A 15,810-nucleotide genomic window follows, 5' to 3' on the forward strand; every position below is an offset into this window, starting at 1 on the left:
TCAGCCGGCCGACGTGAAGCGTTCGCGGTACGCGCCCGGGGTAAGGCCCGTGCTGCGGCGGAGCTGGACGCGGAGGTTCGCCGCCGTGCCCAGCCCGCTCGCCCGGGCCACCGCTTCGGTCCCCGCCTCCCCACGCTCCATCAGGCGGCAGGCCAGCACCACGCGCTCGGCGGTGAGCCAGGCCAGGGGGGTGGTGCCGAGTTGCGCGCGGAAGCGCCGGTGCAGCGTGGCCGGGCTGACTGCTGCCTGTGCGGCCAGTCCGACCACGCTCAGCGGGCCGGCGAGCCGCTGCCGGGCCCACTGAAGGAGCGGGCCGATCGAGGTGTCCGTGGCGGTGGGCAGCGGCTGCTCGACGAACTGACGCTGGCCGCCGTCGCGGTGGACGGCGAAGACCAGGCGACGGCTCACCGCTGCCGCGATCTCCGCGCCGTGGTCGCGGCGTACCACGTGCAGACCGAGGTCGAGGGCTGCGGCACTGCCCGCCGCGGTGAGGATGTCTCCGTCGTCGACGAACAGCACGTCCGGTTCGAGCCGCACAGAGGGGAAACGCGCCCGGAAGCTGTCCGCCCACTGCCAGTGCGCCGTGGCTCTGCGCCCGTCGAGCACCCCCGCCTCGGCCAGCGTGAACGCGCCGCTGCACAAGCCCATCAGCCGGGCACCACGCGCGTGCGCCCGCCGGACGGCGTCGAGTACGGCCGGGCGGCGGGGCACGTCGGTGTCGGGCCGGTTGGGCACGATCAGGGTGTCGGCGCTGTCTGCCCGCTCCAGGCCGCCCACCCCCGTGAGCGTGAAGAAACCGTCCCGCATCAGCGTGCGGGGCTGCGGGGAACACAGGGCGAAGTCGTAGAGGTCGCGGCCGATTTCGGGGCGGCGCAGGCCGAAGACCTCGGTCGCGCAACCGAGCTCGAAGGGGTTCGAGTTCTCGTCGACGATCACGACGACCCGGTGCGGGTGCGAGGATCCTTGCGTCATGTGCGATTTATAGCACTCGCGCGAGCCGGCGGACGGGGGCGAGGATCGGATCATGGCCTCGAAGCAGCAGAACCCGGAGAAGCAGCACTCGCAGCAACAGGACAACCAGGCGTCCGAGCCGATCGCCCTCACCGATGCCCTCGGCTCCTTCGACGCACTGTGGAGCCCGCGCATCGTGACCCGCGTCAACGACTACGACGTACGAGTCGCCAAGGTGCTCGGGGAGCACCTGTGGCACACCCACGACGACACGGACGAGTTCTTCCAGGTGCTCGACGGTGAGCTGACCATCGCCCTGCGCGGGAAGAGCCCGGAGGGCGGTGCGAAGGTCTGGGAGCGGTCCGTGGTCCTGGCCACCGGGTCGGTGTTCGTCGTCCCGCGCGGCACCGAGCACAAGCCGTCCTCGGCCGGTGGGGCCTCCCTGCTCCTGTTCGAGCCGACCGGCACATCGACCGTGGGCGACCGCCACGAGGGTTCCGTACCGGCGCATGTGGACGCGACCACGGGACACGCGCTCTGAGCGGATGCGGGCAGGGCGGTCGACGGGGGGGCGGATGACGGCGGGGCGGACGACCCCGTGACGCGCGGGGCTGCACGGGTCTTGTGACGCGGCCGGGCGGTCAGCACACTCGGGCCACATGACCACACCCGCCTCCGGTCCAGTTCCCGGGACCGTCCCCCGAACCGCGCCTGACGCCGCCCGCCCCGCCCGTTCGCGCCGTGCGCTCGTGGCGGGGTCCGTGGGGAACTTCATCGAGTGGTACGAGTTCGGCGTCTACGGCTATTTCGCCACCATCATCGCCGCTCAGTTCTTCACCCCCGACGGTGGCAGCGACGTCGAGGGGCTCATCAAGACGTACGCCTCCTTCGCCCTGGCCTTCTTCTTCCGCCCCGTCGGCGCCGCCGTCTTCGGGCGGGTCGGGGACCGGATCGGCAGGCGGCCCACACTGATTCTCGTCATCTGCCTGATGACCGGTGCGACGACGCTGATCGGTGTGCTGCCGACGTACGCCACCATCGGCGCGGCCGCGCCCTGGCTGCTGACGCTGCTCCGCATTCTGCAAGGCCTTTCCGCGGGAGGGGAGTTCGGCGGAGCCGTGTCGATCATGACCGAGTTCGCGCCACCCGGGAAGCGGGGGCGGTACGGGGCGTGGCAGTCGTTCACCGTGGCGCTCGGCCTGCTCGGGGGCGCGGGAATGGCGGCCCTCCTCGCGACCGTCCTGAGCGAGACGCAGCTGAACGGGTGGGGTTGGCGAGTGCCCTTCCTGCTGACGCTGCCCCTCGGGCTGGTCGCCCTGTGGCTGCGGCTGCGCCTGGACGAGACACCCGCGTTCGCGTCGGTGGCCGTCGACGCGAGCAAGCGCAGCGCCCCGCCGGTGCGGCCGCCCGTCGCGGAGACGGCCAAGGCGATCGCGCTCGGAGCCGGACGGCTGATGGGCTGGTCCGCGGCCGGTTACACCTTCCTGGTGGTCCTCCCGTCATATCTGCAGAGCACGCTGAACGCGACTTTCCAGGAGGCGCTGATCGCCACTGTCCTGGCAAATCTCGGATTCGCCGCGCCCATCCTCCCGGCGGGCATCGTCAGTGACCGCATCGGGCGGCGGAAAGTGATGCTGACCGGGGCGCTGCTGGTCGTCGTGCTCGCGCTGCCGCTGCTGAATCTGGTGCAGGACCCGGGCGTAGCCACTTACGTGAAGGGGGCGGCGCTGTTCGGTGCGGGGGCGGCCGTCGGGCTGATGGCGGGGCCGGGGCCGGCGATGCTGGCCGAGATGTTCCCGACAACCGTGCGCTACACGGGACTCGGTCTCGCGTACTCGCTGTCCAATGCCGTCTTCTCCGGGTGCGCGGGCCTCATCATCACCGAGACGGTCAAACGAACGGGCAGCGTGGACATCCCCGCCTATTACGCCGCCGCGACCTGCGCCGTCAGTGTCCTGGCCCTGCTGACCCTGCGCGGCGACGACCACAAGCGTGTGCTGCGGTGAGGGCGGGCATGCGGGTGGTGGGGCTGATGTCGGGGACGTCGTACGACGCCATCGACGCGGCCGCCGCCGACCTCGCGCTGGACGGGGACACGCTGACACTCACGCCGCTCGGCATGATCAGCACGGCGTACGACGACGGACTGCGGGCGGAGCTGGCGCAGGCGCTGCCGCCGGCGCCGACCTCCCTGGCCGCCGTGTGCCGGCTCGACGCGCTCATCGGGCAGGCCTTCGCGGCGGCGGCGGTCCGGGCAGACCGTGAACTGTGCGACGGACGGGCCGACTTGATCGCCTCGCACGGGCAGACCGTCTACCACTGGGTGGAGGGCGGTCGGGTGCACGGCACGCTGCAGATCGGCGAGCCGGCCTGGATCGCCGAGGCCACCGGCCGCACGGTCGTCTCCGGGTTCCGGACGCGTGACGTGGCCGCGGGCGGGCAGGGCGCACCGCTGGTCAGCATCTTCGACGTGCTGTGGCTGCGGGGGCGGGCAGGGGTGCCGGTGGCTCTGAATCTGGGCGGGATCGGCAATGTGACGGTGGCGTCGAGCGGTTGCGGGGGGTCGGGCGCTTGCGGGGCGTCTTGTGGTTGCGGGAGGTCGGGTGATGAGCCCGTGGCCTTCGACACGGGGCCGGCCAACGCGCTGCTCGACGCGGCGGTGCGGGAGCTGACGGGCGGGCAGGCGGCGTACGACGCGGGCGGGGCGATGGCTGCGCGGGGGCGGGTCCATCTGCCCCTGCTGGAGCGGCTGCTGGCAGAGCCGTACTACGCGCTGCCCGCACCGAAGACCACGGGCAAGGAGCTGTTCCATCTGCCCTATCTGCGTGCCGCACTGGCCGGGCTCGGCGATCTGCCGGCTGAGGATGTTGTCGCCACCCTGACGCGGCTGACGGCCAGGACCGTGGCCGACTCGGTGCGGCCGTTCGGCGCCACCGAGGTGATCGCCTCCGGCGGCGGCACCCGCAATCCGGTGCTGATGACGCAGCTGCGCGACGAGCTGGGCGGCGTACCGCTTCGGACGTCGGACGAGCTGGGGCTGCCGTCGGCTGCGAAGGAGGCGTACGCCTTCGGGGTGCTGGGGTGGCTGACCGCGCACGGTCTGGCCGGCACGGTCGCTTCGTGCACGGGTGCTCGAGGCGCGCGGGTGCTGGGGTCGGTGACGCCGGGTGGGGCGGGGGTTTTGCTGCCGGGCGCAGGGGTGACGGGGCGTGTGGGGCGGCTCGTTGTCTCGGCGGCGGGTGGTTAGCGGCGGAGGGGGCGGTGCGCCCGGCCTGTGACATTGTGCGGCCCCCGCCGCGTGGGGGGCTCTGCCCAGAATACAGGAGCGGGGCGTCGCCCCCGGCGTTACGCTTCCTGGAGCAGGTCCGCGATCATCGCCGCGAATTCGTCCGGGCTCGCCACACGTACACCAAGGTCCTCCGCTTTGGCCCGCTTCGCCCCCGCGTTCTCCCCCGCCACCACGAGCGCCGTACGCTTGGAGACGCTGGAGGACGCCCTGCCGCCGGCCCGCTCGATGACCTCGTTCATCTGGGTGCGGCTCAGTTTCTCCAGCGGCCCCGTCATGGCTCCCGTGACGACGACCGTCATGCCGTCCAGCGGCCCGGCAGCCGCACCTTCGTCCGCTGCCGCGTCCCCCTCGACCGGCCAAGTGGCCCCCGGCTCGGTCATGTTCACACCCGCCGCGACGAGTTTGCCGATCAGCGGCGCGAGTTCTGCGAGCTCGGTGACGATCACCGGGGCCTTCTCCACCCCGATGCCCTCCACCCGCTGCACCGCCTCCGCGTCGGCGGCCCGCAGATGATCCATCGTGGCGAAGTGCCGGGCGATGCGGCGCGACATGGAGCGCCCCGTGCCCCGTACACCGAGCGCTGCAAGGACACGGGACAGCGGGCGGGTTCTGGCCTGCTCGATGCCGGCCAGGAGGTTGTCCGTGCTGATTTCGCCCATCCGCTCCAGCGTCAGGAGTTGCTCGCGGGTGAGCGTGAACAGGTCGGCGAAGTCGCTGACCAGGCCCGCGTCAACGAGCTGCACGACGCGCGTCGTGCCGAGGCCTTCGATGTCGAGCTGGTCGCACCCCACGGCGTACGCGATGGACGCCACCACCCGGCAGTTGCGGCCGCGCACGCACCTCCAGCGCTGCTCGGTGGCATCGATGTCCGAGCCGCACTGCGGGCACGCCTCGGGGAAGATGATGGGCCGCTCGTCCCCGGTCCGCAGATGAACCACCGGCGCTTCGATGCGGGGGATGATGTCGCCCGCCTTGTAGACCATCACCTGGTCGCCCAGGCGCAGGTCACGGCGGGTGATGTCCGCCGGGTTGTGCAGGGTCGCGTACGTGACGGTCGAACCGTCGATCTCGACCGGTTCCAGGACCGCGCGCGGGGCGATGACGCCCGTGCGCCCGACGTTCCACTCCACGTCCAGCAGCCGGGTGACCTTCTCCACGGCGGGGAGTTTGTACGCGATGGCCCACCGGGGCGCGCGGGAACCGGAGCCGGCTTCGCGCTGGTCGGCGGCGAGGTCGGCCTTGATGACGATGCCGTCGATGCCGAACGGCAGCTCGGGGCGCAGCGCGGCGATCTCCTCGACCCTGGCCTGCACGTCATCGGCGGCGGTTGCCGTGCGCGGCGGCACCGGCGTGCCGGCCGCGGTGTGCACGCCGGTCGCCGCGACGTACCGCAGGACTTCGCTGTGCGGCCACTCCCCCAGCCGTTCGGCGAGGTCGCCGGAGCCGGGCAGGGGCAGGGGCAGGGCGCCGTAGGCGAAGAAGGTCATCTCCACCCGGTACGGGCGGTCCTTGGCGCGCAGGGTGCCCGCCGCGCCGTTGCGCGGGTTGGCGAACGGCTCCCCGCCGTGTTCCGTGCGCGTCGCGTTCGCCCGCTCGAACTGCTCAGCGGTCATGAGCACTTCCCCGCGCACCTCGAAGGTGACCGGCTCGGTCAGCTCGCCGGGCAGACCGACGATCGTGCCCATGGCGTGCGACACGTCCTCTCCTGCCGTGCCGTCTCCACGCGTGATCAGCCGGACCAGCTTGCCGCGGTGGTAGCGGGCGGCGATGGCGAGCCCGTCGAGTTTGGGTTCGACGCTCCACTGCTCCACCGGCCGGCCGAGTCTGCGCTCCAGGGACGCCGCCCAACTCGTGAACTGCTCGGCGGAGAACACATTGTCCAGCGACAGCATCGCCACCGTGTGGGGGATGTCGCCGACCGCCGCGCCGCCGCCGACCTTGCCCGTCGGTGAGTCCGGCAGCACCTCGTCCGGGTGCTCGTGTTCGTACCCCTCGACGGCCCGGACCAAGCGGTCGTACGCCTCGTCATCCAGGGCGCTGTCGCCCCGGCCGTAGTACGCGGCGGCCGCGCGGGTGGCGGTCTGCACCGCGGCGGCGTAGGCGGCCGGGTCTGCGAGAACAGCAGGTGTGTTCGTCATGCCCTTCATCCTGCCTGCCGCCACTGACAATGCCCGGTCGGCGACCGGCCGGCCTGCGGTGTCGCCTAGGCTCCGGTCGATGAGCCGCACGACGAGTCCGACACGAGCCCTATGAGCCCTGTGAGCCCGAAGAGCCCGATGAAGCGCAGCAACCCGCCCGAGGCCCTGGGACCCAAGGCCGACCAGGACACCGTGCGCCGACACAACCTCAGTCTGGTGCTGCGCGCCGTCCACGACACGGGCGAGGCAACGCGCGCCGGGGTCGCCGCCCGGGTGGGGCTGACCAGGGCGGCCGTCTCGTCGCTGGTCGAGCAGTTGCTGGACGGGGGCTTCGTCACGGAGTCGGGGAAGACGTTCAGCGGCCAGGCCGGGCGTCCGGGCACGGTGCTGAAGGTGGCCCGTACCGGCCTGGCGGGGCTGGGCGTGGAGATCAACATCGACTATGTGTCGGTGTGCGTGACCGACCTGTCGGGGAGCGAACGGGTGCGGATCACCGAGCCCGTCGACCACCGTGGCGCCCCGCCGTCCGAGGTCCTGGCGCGCGCCGCCCGTATCGCCTCCCGGGCGCTGGAGACGGCCGCTCGGGAGCGTCTGCGGCCCGTCGGCGTGCAGCTGGCACTACCGGGCCTGGTGTCCGGCGGTACGGTCCGCCAGGCGCCCAACCTGGGCTGGACCGGTGTCGACGCAGAGGCCCTCTTCGGCCGGGCGCTGGCGGAACTGCTCCCCGGCGGGCGGGCGCTGCGGATCGGCTCGGAGAACGAAGCGAATCTGGCGGCGCTGGCCGAGCTGTGGTTCGGCGACCTCGGCCGGGACCGGACGTTCCTGTACGTGAGCGGCGAGATCGGCGTCGGCGGTGCCCTCGTCCTGCACGGCGAGCTGCTGCGGGGCGCGCACGGGTTCGCCGGGGAGATCGGCCACGTGGTCGTGGCGCCGGACGGGCCGCCGTGCCGTTGCGGGTCGCGGGGCTGCCTCGAACAGTACGCCGGACAGCGGGCGATGCTGCGGGCGGCGGGCATCGACGAGGACGCCGGAGTGCCGGGCGTCGGGCAACTCGCCTCCCTGGCCCGCGCGGACGATCAGCGCGCGCTCGCCGCGATCCGGGAGGCGGGGGCCATGCTCGGGCTGGTCCTGTCGGGCGCGGTGAATCTCATCGACCCCGACGCGGTGGTGCTCGGCGGGATCTACCGCACGCTGATGCCGTGGCTCGCGGCGCCGGCGGACGCCGCGCTGAGCGGCCGCGTGGTGTCCGGCCTGTGGGCTGAGGGCAGCGGCAGGCTGCGCGCCTCGTCCTTGACGGGCGACGCGTCCCGGGGCGCGGCAGCCCTGGTCGTACGAGAGGTCCTGACGGACCCGGCGGCGTACGGGTAGACACCCTGCGGGCGGGGCCGGGAGCCGGAGCCGGCACGCTGGACGCGCGCCTAGCGCACGCCCAGCAGGTGATCCAGCGCCAGCTGGTCCAGGGTCTCGAAGGCCATGCTCCGTTCGGCGGCCGCCGTGACGTCGAAGTCCTCGTACGAGCCACGGTCCGCGAGCAGCCCCGCGAGCCCGTCCTCGGCGGTCGGGGCGGCGAGGCGGTGCTGCTGCCCTACCTGGACGGCGAACGCACGCCGGATCTGCCGTCCGCGTCCGGCCTGCTGACGGGGCTGCGGCACGACACCACCGCCCGGCAACTGCTGGGCGCCGCGTACGAGGGGGCGGCCGTCACCGTGCTGCGCGCCCTCGACGACGTCCTGCGCGCCTGCGGCCTCGACCCGCAGGACCCAGCAGTCGCGGCCCGCCCACTGCGGCTGGTGGGCGGGGGTGCGGCGGGACGAACGTGGGTGGAGACGGTACGCCGCCTGTCCGGGCGGCCGCTGCTGATCCCCGGGGCCGGCGAACTGGTCGCACTGGGCGCGGCCGCGCTCGCGGCGGGAGCGGCGACCGGGCGGGACGCGGTGGCTGTGGCGTCGGAGTGGAACCTCGGCGGGGGTGTCGAACTTCCGGCGGTCGCGCGCGACGGGGAGACCTGGTCGCGGGTCACCGGGGTCCTGGAGCGGACGGTGGCGGCGTACGCGCGAGCGCGACCGTGATGACCGGCGTCGCGCAGGTGGTGGCGCGTCGCAGGTGCCGTCCGCCGGGCCCTGACCGGGCGGACGACACCTCCAGGCGTCAGGCCTTGCGGGCCACGCCCGTGTAGCCGGGGATGGGGTCGTCGCCCGCCACCGGGACCACTTCGCCGAGCTCGGGACGCCAGTCGGCGGCCAGCGAGACGCCGGGGTCGATGAGCTCGAAGCCCTGGAAGAACTCGGCGAACTCCTCTCGCGAGCGCGGGCGCAGCGTGAGGCCGCGGGCGGAGTACATCGCCGCCGCCTCCGCCGCGCCCTCCGGGTCGAAGTCGCCGGTGACGTGGGACAGCACCAGGTAACTGCCGGACGGCAGGCGGTCCATGAGCCGGTTCACCAGGGCGTGCGCGCCGTCCTCGTCACCGACGAAGTGCAGCAGTGCGACGAGGGAGAGCGCGACCGGCCGGGTGAAGTCGAGTACCTTGCCGGCCTGTTCCAGGATGGCGTCGGGTTCCCGGGCGTCGGCCTGGATGTACTCGGTGGCGCCTTCCGGGGTGGAGCGCAGCAGCGCCTCGGCGTGGGCGAGCACGATCGGGTCGTTGTCGCAGTAGACGATGCGTGCGTCGGGGGCGGTCCGCTGGGCGATCTGGTGCAGGTTGGGCTCGGTCGGTATGCCCGTACCGATGTCGAGGAACTGGCGTACGCCGTTCTCCGCGAGCCAGCGCGTGGCCCGGTGCATGAACGCCCGGTTCACTCGGGCCATGTCGCGGCCGCGGGCGTCGAGGGTGAGGAGCTGTCGGGCCATCTCCTCGTCGACCGGGTAGTTGTCCTTGCCACCCAGGAACCAGTCGTACATGCGGGCCGGGTGCGGCTTGCTCGTGTCGATCTCGACAGGGGTGCGGTCTTGCCCGGTCATACGGCGCTCCATGGGTTGCGGCGAAAGGGTGAAAGGTGCGGTGTGCGGGGGCGGCGGGTGTTGTGCGGGAAACGGCGAACGTTCAGGTGAGCAGGAAGTCGGCCTGGCCGGCCTTCGCTCCCCGGATGAAGGCGGCGATCTCGCCGGGGGTGTAGATCAGTGCCGGGCCTTCGGGGTCGGCGGACTGACGGACCGCGACCCGGCCGTCGGCGAGCTTCATGGTTTCGATGCAGTTGCCGCCGTTGCCGCCGCTCCACGGCTTGTACCAGCCTTCGGTCGGCAGGTCGGTCGCGGGCATGCCGTTGTATATGTGGTCCGTCCGGTCCATCACAGCTCCTTGCGGAGATCCTTGAGGATCTTCTTCGTGCGTTGTGCAGTCGCGGCCTGAGCCGCCATGCGGTCCATGACTTCGAGGTGGGCCGCCACCTCGGGGCGTGCGTCGAGATACACGGCGCCGGTCAGGTACTCGCTGTAGACCATGTCCGGGAGTTCGGGTACAGCGAAGCGGAAGAGGACGAACGGACCGTACGTACCAGGGTGGTGGCCCGTGGCGAACTCCGCGATCTGCAGCGTGATGTTGGGCATCTCGGCGGCCTCCAGGAGGCGGTCGATCTGCTCCCCCCGCACGTCCGGGCTGCCGACGGGGCGGCGCAGGACGGTCTCGTCCATGACGACCCACAGCTTCGGGGCGTCGGGGCGCGTGAGCAGGCTCTGGCGCTCCATGCGCAGCGCCACATGACGGTCGATGTCGCCGGGGTTGATCTGTCCGACGGCGCCGCCGCGCAGGATGGCGCGGGCGTAGCTCTCGGTCTGGAGGAGTCCGGGGACGAAGTGGGGTTCGTACGCCCTCATGAGCGACGCGGCGCCCTCCAGGCTGACGTACATGCTGAACCAGTCGGGCAGGATGCCGTGGAAGCGCTGCCACCAGCCGGGCTTGTTGGCCTCCTCGGCCAGCTCCACGAACGCGTCGATCTCGCTGCCGGGGTGCCCGTACGCCTGGAGGAGCAGCTGGACGTACGGGATCTTCAGCGCGACTTCGGCGGTCTCCATCCTGCGGATGGTCGCCGGGGTGACGCGGAGCACCTTGGCGGCTGCTTCGCGGCTGAGCCCGGCCCGCTCGCGCAGGTCGTGCAGGCGCTTGCCCAGTACGACCTGACCGACCGTCGGGGCGGACCGCGGTTCGCTCACTTCAGACCTCCCCATGGACTGTTGCGTGCAGTGTGCCACGAGGCCGGGGCCAAAGAATTGACACTCTGCAAAATACATAGTGACTCTTGCCAAGTGTCCCGATCAGAGGGAGAGTTGGCGGGTGAACCAGTTCACGCGGATGCCGCGCGCTGCCCACGAGCGGAGGCAGTTGTCCGGCGCTGCCCCCACACCGTGAGGAATCGCTCGTGGCACCAGGCACTGCGCTCGTCCCCCAGCTGATGGACCGTTGCCGGGGGACGGACATACGGCGGTACGGATTCGAGTTGCCCGCCCGAGCCGAGTTCGTCTCCACCGCAAGGCGCCTGACGAGGGAACAGCTCACCCAGTGGGGTGTCGACGACGACGCCTGCGCGACCGCGGCGCTGATCGTCTGTGAACTGTTCACCAACGCACTCCTGCACACGGCGAGCGAGCACGTCGTCTGCGAACTGCGCGACAGCGACGGCCGGCTGCGTGTCGCCGTGAAGGACCAGGGGCTGCGGCCGACGGGCCCTCAGCTGCGCCAGGCCGGCGACGAGGAGCACGGGCGCGGTCTGCAGCTGGTGGACGCCCTGAGCAGCTTCTGGGGAACGCGTGACGCGGCGGAGGGGCCTGGAAGGATCGTCTGGGCGGAGCTTCCTTGCTGAGGTCGGTGATGTCCGGCCTGTCGGCGGGCCGGCTCTCGCGGGCGTGGCGCGGTGGGAGGCGGCCGCCCGGCAAGTCCGGCGGCCCGCGCCTGCGGCTGCCCGTACCGGCGGGCCTGTCCGCGCCGCTGGGCTGCGACGCGGTCGGGATACCGGCCCGGCACGGGATGCGGATGATGGCGCACCTGTCGCGGCCCGGCTGTGTCTTCGCCGACGCCGACTGGTGGTGGTGGATCGTTCCCGCCGAGTCGGACCTCGGTCTCCTGTGGCCGGCGCCTGCCCGGTACGTCCCCGGTGCGAGCGTTCCCGGGAAGCGTCCGCGGCTGATCCATTCACCGGAAGGGACCGCGCCCTATACGCCACCCATTCCGCTCTATCTCGTGGTGTGCCGCGTCGCGGGAACGGCTCCGGTGTGGTCCACTGTGCCGCGCCAGGGAACCTGACACCCGGAACCTGACACCTCCGCGTAGGCCGCTGTTCCCCTTCCGCTTCCTGGACAGGGCCTGCCGCAGCGGGAGTCAATCCTCTGAGCGCCCGATCGCACCCAGCTCAGGGGGAGAAGTCGCCGCGCCATGAACACACACTCGTCACGCGGGCACAGGCACACACTGCGCGCTCTGACGGCCGCCGCCGCAGCGCTCGCGGCGGTCCTCACGGCGGGGCCGCCGTCCGTCGCCGGCCCGGCTCCGGGGCGGGCCCCGGAGCCGGGGGGAACGTCCGTCGTCACCTGGGCGGCCGCCACGGACCGGCTGGCGGCCTCCGGCGCGGACGAACGTACGTACCGTCTCGTCGTGCACACCAGCGCGGGCGGCAGCTGGCTGCGGATCCGGCTGTCCAACGCCTTCGGCGACCGGCCGGTGACCTTCGGCCGCGCCCACGTCGGCCTGCGGGCCGCCGGCGCCTCGGTGGTGCCGGGCACGAACAGGGCTCTGTCCTTCGCGGGTTCGCCGTCCGTGACCGTGCCGCCCAGGGGCTCCGTATACAGCGATCCGCTGTCCGGCACGGTACTGCCCCAGTCCGACCTGGCCATCAGCCTGCACGTGAGCAGCGCGGGCGGGGCCGCGACCGGCCACAGGATGGCGCGGCAGACCTCCTGGATCGCACCGGCGGGTGACCATGCCGCAGACGAGACGGCGGCGCCCTTCACTCAGCAGACCACCTCGTGGTTCTACCTCGACGTGGTCACGGTGGGCGCGCGGCGCGGCACAGCGGCGGTGGCCGCGTTGGGCGACTCGATCACCGACGGCGCCGTCTCCACCCGCGACACCAATCGCCGCTGGCCGGACTTCCTGGCCCGCCGCCTGGACGCCGACGCCACAGCGCGCGTCAAGGGCGTCGCCAACGAAGGCATCTCCGGCAACAGGGTCCTGACGGACGGCACGGGCGAGAGCGCGCTCAAGCGGCTCGACCGGGACGTGCTCTCGCAGCCGGGCGTGCGCACCATGGTGCTGCTCGAAGGGGTCAACGACATCAAGGGGGTGCCGGCGGCTTCGGCGGCAGCGGTGATCGCCGGCTACCGGCAGCTCGTCGAGAGGTCGCACGCCGCCGGGGTGTGCGTGGTCGGGGCGACCGTGCTGCCATACGAGGGCTGGCGGGAATGGACGCCCGGAGGAGAGGCCGTACGCCAGGAGGTCAACGCCTTCATCCGTGACGGCAAGGCGTTCGACGCCGTCGCCGACTTCGACGCGGCGCTCAAGGACCCGGTGGCGCCGACCAGGCTGCTCCCGGCGTACAACAGCGGCGACCATCTGCACCCGAACGACGCGGGAATGCGGGCCATGAGCGATGCGGTCGATTTGGGGAGCCTGCACTGTTCGAGGCGGTAGACAGCGCGCCTGCGCCCAGCCGTTCCGGGGTAGCTGTTTTTTGCGTTCCCGGGAACGCAAAAAACAGCTACCCCGGAACGCGCGAAAACGCTCACAGCGACCGCAGCGCGTCCCTCGCGCGTGCCACCAGGCCATCGGCGCTGCAGCTCTCGGCGAGGGCGAGAGCGCGGGTCAGTTCCGCGGCGGACCGGGCCGCGACGCCGTACTCGACGCGGGCCACGGCATGCTCGTACGCGCAGGGAGATGCTTCCAGGAAGGCGACCGCCTTGGCGAGCAGTTCGACCGCCCGGTCGCCCTCGGCGAGGGCAGCCTCGCAGCGCAGTGATTCGCCGATCGCGGTGTCCGTCCCGAAGCGTTCCGCCCGGTCGCGTACGTAGGCGGCGAGTGCGGCGGCGCGGCCGGGTTCGTCGGCGGCGACCGCACATGCCAGATCGCTGGCCCAGGGAGCCATGACACCGTTGTGCCGACCGCGTGCCGTCAGGATCTGACCGGCCGCTTCGAGCTCCTTGACGGCGGCCCTGGTGCGCCCCTGCGCCAGCAGCAGCCTTCCGCGTACGCACCGAGCGTCGGGAATGACGATCGACGACGGGTACGGCGGGGCGAACGCGTGGCGTTCGGCCGCCTCCTGGGCCGCGTCGACCCTGCCCCGCGCGAGCAGCGTGTCTATGAGCATGCACGCCGCGTCCCAGTGCATCGGCAGGCCGTTCCCGACGCGTTCGGCGAGGCGCAGGCTCTCCCGCAGGTGCGTCTCCGCCTCGGCGAGCCGGCCGCGCCTGCGCTGGAGATACCCGACGAGGGCGTGGGCGAAAGCCAGATGGCCGCCGCTCCAGCCGGAGATCTCGAAGGCCCGCAGTGCCTCGGCGAAGAGGCTCTCCGCCTCGTCGAGACGGTCCGCGAAGGCGTATGTGAGGCCGAGCAGCGCGGGCGGCTCGAACCCCCACGCGGTGTTGGTCCAGCCGAGACCGGGCGCGATCCGTCCGTTCGCCAGGGCGCGGTCGCAGATCTGGACGATGTACTCGGCGTTCTCACCGCGGGCCGTCGCGTCGAAGGCCCGCAGTATGAGCAGTACGCGTTCGGAGTTGTCGCTGCCCCGTAGGCCGTCGGTCATGTCCGCGAGCCGGCGCGAGCGCGCGGGCCCGTCGTCCTCGGTCGCCTGTACGCCCTCCCAGAGGAAGTGCACGGCCTGGAGCCGCATCCTGACCGGCCCCGGTGGCGTCCTCGCCACCTCGGCGGCGACGACCTGCGCGGCTTCGCGGGTCTGGTTGTTGTGGGTGAGGGCCTGGGAGAGCCGGAAAACGGCGTCCACCCGCCCGTCGGCGTCGAGCCCGGGCATGCCGAGCGCGGCCCGCAGGTGCCCGACCGTGGTGGCGGGCGAGGTGAGCAGCGTGGCGCAGCCCAGCTCGTACAGGACCTGGGCGTGTTCCTCTGGCAGCGGCGGCTCCTGAAGGGCCCGTTCCAGACAGCGTCTGGCCGCGTCGGGAGCGCCGACCGCGAGGTGCTCGGCCGCGGCGTCCCGCAACTGCGCGACCAGTTCGGGGTCGTCGTCCGGGTGGACTTCGAGCAGGTGCCTGGCCGCTGCGGCGGCGCCCCGGCCGGCCATGGTGACGGCCCAGGCCGCCCGGCCGTGCATGGCCGTGCGGGTCGCGGCGGGGATCGCGCGGTAGACACCGCCCGCGATGAGCGGGTGGACGAACTCCATCGGGTCGGTGCCCCTGAGGATGCGGGCGGCGCGCAGCCGCTCGGCGCAGGCGGCGGCCTCGTCACGGCCGAGGACGGCGAGCGAGGCGGCGAGGTCGAGCGCGATCTCGGTGCCGAGGATCGCGGCCGCCCAGGCGAACCGGGTGGTCGTGGTGCCCAGTTCTTCGAGCCGGGCGATCAGACCGGTGCCGCGAGCCGAGGCGCCGAGGGCGCGCAGGGCGCCGGCCGAGGCCTCGAAGGGGGCCAGGCCCTCGTCCCGTACCTTCGCGATGAGCTCCACGGTCTCGTAGAGGTTGCCGCCGGTGACCGCCCACACCTCGCGGCAGAACGAGTCGTCCGCGTGGTCGCCGAGCGCTGCCCGCGCGTAGCCGGCGACCGCTTCGGGGGTGAGGGCCCGCAGCGCGACGCACTGCCGCGCGGCGGCTTCTGTCGTACGGATGAACTCGGCCGTCTCACCGGTCGGTTCCTCGGTGCGGTACGCGATGACGACGAGGACCGGAAGATCACTGCCCCTGACGAACGACGCGAGCCAGCCGAGGCTCTCCAGATCGCACCAGTGCGCGTCGTCGACGATCAGGACCAGCGGCCGGTGGGCGGCCGCCAGTTGCCGCACGAGGCCGTCCAGGCCGTCGCGCACACCCTGGGGGTCGGCCTGCCCTCCCGGCGGTGCCACCCCGAGAGCGGGGCCGATGATCTCGTACCCGTCGCCGAGCAGTTCCCTGGCGTCCACGCCGCGAGCAGGGTGAAGGCGGGCTGCAGGAGCTGGCGTACGACGTGGAAGGGAACGGAGGTGACGGTCTCGCCGCCTCGGGCGGACCACACCGTGCAGCGGGCGGCGGCCAGGCGGCGCACCTCGGACAGCAGCGCTGTCTTGCCCAGGCCGGCCTCACCGCTGTAGACGAGGACCCCACCGGCCGGTGTGTCCGCGCAGAGCGCTTCGACGGCGTGCGCGGCGGCGGCGAGTTCCGTCTCGCGTTCCAGCAGCGGAACGGTGACCGGGTGCTCCGGGCGGGGCACCATCGTCCCTCCCCATCAGTGGCGGATTCCGAGCGTAGCCCGGCATCGGTGCGGGCGGATTCGATCCGGTCACTTTCCTCCTGGAAGGGTGAACGACCGTT

General features: G+C 72.4%; 12 protein-coding genes and 3 pseudogenes. 8 read left to right on the forward strand and 7 right to left on the reverse strand.

The genetic code is table 11. From position 1 onward, the window contains the following. Positions 1-972, reverse strand: coding sequence for a helix-turn-helix domain-containing protein (locus ACU6WZ_RS01625; protein WP_447031310.1), 972 nt, complete (start codon positions 970-972; stop codon positions 1-3). Between the two features lie 52 nt (positions 973-1,024). Between ACU6WZ_RS01625 and ACU6WZ_RS01630 the strand changes: the two genes are divergently transcribed. From ACU6WZ_RS01630 to ACU6WZ_RS01640, 3 genes are all read left to right on the forward strand, one after another. Next, positions 1,025-1,492 carry a cupin domain-containing protein gene (locus tag ACU6WZ_RS01630; RefSeq protein ID WP_447031311.1) on the forward strand — a complete coding sequence of 156 codons (468 nt, stop codon included), beginning with the start codon at positions 1,025-1,027 and terminating at the stop codon, positions 1,490-1,492. Positions 1,493-1,610: 118 nt separating this feature from the next. After that, entirely contained in the window at positions 1,611-2,957 is a 1,347-nt protein-coding gene (locus tag ACU6WZ_RS01635) for an MFS transporter (protein WP_447031312.1), read from the forward strand. An 8-nt stretch (positions 2,958-2,965) separates the two neighbouring features. Then, positions 2,966-4,198, forward strand: coding sequence for an anhydro-N-acetylmuramic acid kinase (locus ACU6WZ_RS01640; protein ID WP_447033794.1), 1,233 nt, complete (start codon positions 2,966-2,968; stop codon positions 4,196-4,198). Between the two features lie 98 nt (positions 4,199-4,296). Here ACU6WZ_RS01640 and ligA read toward each other — a convergent pair whose 3' ends face one another. Continuing rightward, entirely contained in the window at positions 4,297-6,387 is a 2,091-nt protein-coding gene (gene ligA, locus ACU6WZ_RS01645; protein ID WP_447031313.1) for an NAD-dependent DNA ligase LigA, read from the reverse strand. A gap of 129 nt (positions 6,388-6,516) precedes the next feature. Between ligA and ACU6WZ_RS01650 the strand changes: the two genes are divergently transcribed. Further along, on the forward strand, positions 6,517-7,746 hold the full coding sequence (locus ACU6WZ_RS01650; RefSeq protein ID WP_447033795.1) for an ROK family protein: 1,230 nt from the start codon (positions 6,517-6,519) through the stop codon (positions 7,744-7,746). Positions 7,747-7,796: 50 nt separating this feature from the next. On the opposite strand, the pseudogene ACU6WZ_RS01655 reads toward ACU6WZ_RS01650, so the two are convergent. Next, positions 7,797-7,949 (reverse strand): annotated as a pseudogene (locus tag ACU6WZ_RS01655) (xylose isomerase); the annotation flags it as partial. Here ACU6WZ_RS01655 and ACU6WZ_RS01660 point away from each other — a divergent pair. Beyond that, a pseudogene (locus ACU6WZ_RS01660) lies at positions 7,941-8,447 on the forward strand (FGGY-family carbohydrate kinase); the annotation flags it as partial. The pseudogenes ACU6WZ_RS01655 and ACU6WZ_RS01660 sit on opposite strands and share 9 nt — an antisense overlap. A gap of 79 nt (positions 8,448-8,526) precedes the next feature. Here ACU6WZ_RS01660 and ACU6WZ_RS01665 read toward each other — a convergent pair. The 3 genes from ACU6WZ_RS01665 to ACU6WZ_RS01675 form a co-directional block, all read right to left on the reverse strand. Further along, the gene (locus tag ACU6WZ_RS01665; RefSeq protein ID WP_447031314.1) at positions 8,527-9,336 is read right to left on the reverse strand and encodes an SAM-dependent methyltransferase; all 810 of its coding nucleotides are present in this window, start codon (positions 9,334-9,336) and stop codon (positions 8,527-8,529) included. An 82-nt stretch (positions 9,337-9,418) separates the two neighbouring features. Continuing rightward, positions 9,419-9,664, reverse strand: coding sequence for a DUF397 domain-containing protein (locus ACU6WZ_RS01670; protein WP_447031315.1), 246 nt, complete (start codon positions 9,662-9,664; stop codon positions 9,419-9,421). Continuing rightward, positions 9,664-10,524 carry a Sco1979 family transcriptional regulator gene (locus ACU6WZ_RS01675; RefSeq protein WP_447031316.1) on the reverse strand — a complete coding sequence of 287 codons (861 nt, stop codon included), beginning with the start codon at positions 10,522-10,524 and terminating at the stop codon, positions 9,664-9,666. The genes ACU6WZ_RS01670 and ACU6WZ_RS01675 overlap by 1 nt, the downstream gene beginning before the upstream one ends. Positions 10,525-10,730: 206 nt before the next feature. On the opposite strand from ACU6WZ_RS01675, the gene ACU6WZ_RS01680 reads away from it, so the two are divergent. The 3 genes from ACU6WZ_RS01680 (at position 10,731) to ACU6WZ_RS01690 (ending at position 12,994) form a co-directional block, all read left to right on the forward strand. Further along, positions 10,731-11,171, forward strand: a complete 441-nt coding sequence (locus ACU6WZ_RS01680) for an ATP-binding protein (protein WP_447031317.1) — start codon at positions 10,731-10,733, stop codon at positions 11,169-11,171. A gap of 8 nt (positions 11,172-11,179) precedes the next feature. Then, on the forward strand, positions 11,180-11,611 hold the full coding sequence (locus ACU6WZ_RS01685) for a hypothetical protein (RefSeq protein ID WP_447033797.1): 432 nt from the start codon (positions 11,180-11,182) through the stop codon (positions 11,609-11,611). Positions 11,612-11,740: 129 nt separating this feature from the next. Next, positions 11,741-12,994, forward strand: a complete 1,254-nt coding sequence (locus tag ACU6WZ_RS01690) for an SGNH/GDSL hydrolase family protein (protein WP_447031319.1) — start codon at positions 11,741-11,743, stop codon at positions 12,992-12,994. Between the two features lie 91 nt (positions 12,995-13,085). On the opposite strand, the pseudogene ACU6WZ_RS01695 reads toward ACU6WZ_RS01690, so the two are convergent. Beyond that, a pseudogene (locus tag ACU6WZ_RS01695) lies at positions 13,086-15,712 on the reverse strand (ATP-binding protein). Between the last annotated feature and the right edge of the window lie 98 nt (positions 15,713-15,810).

The organism is Streptomyces hypolithicus (assembly GCF_052934925.1).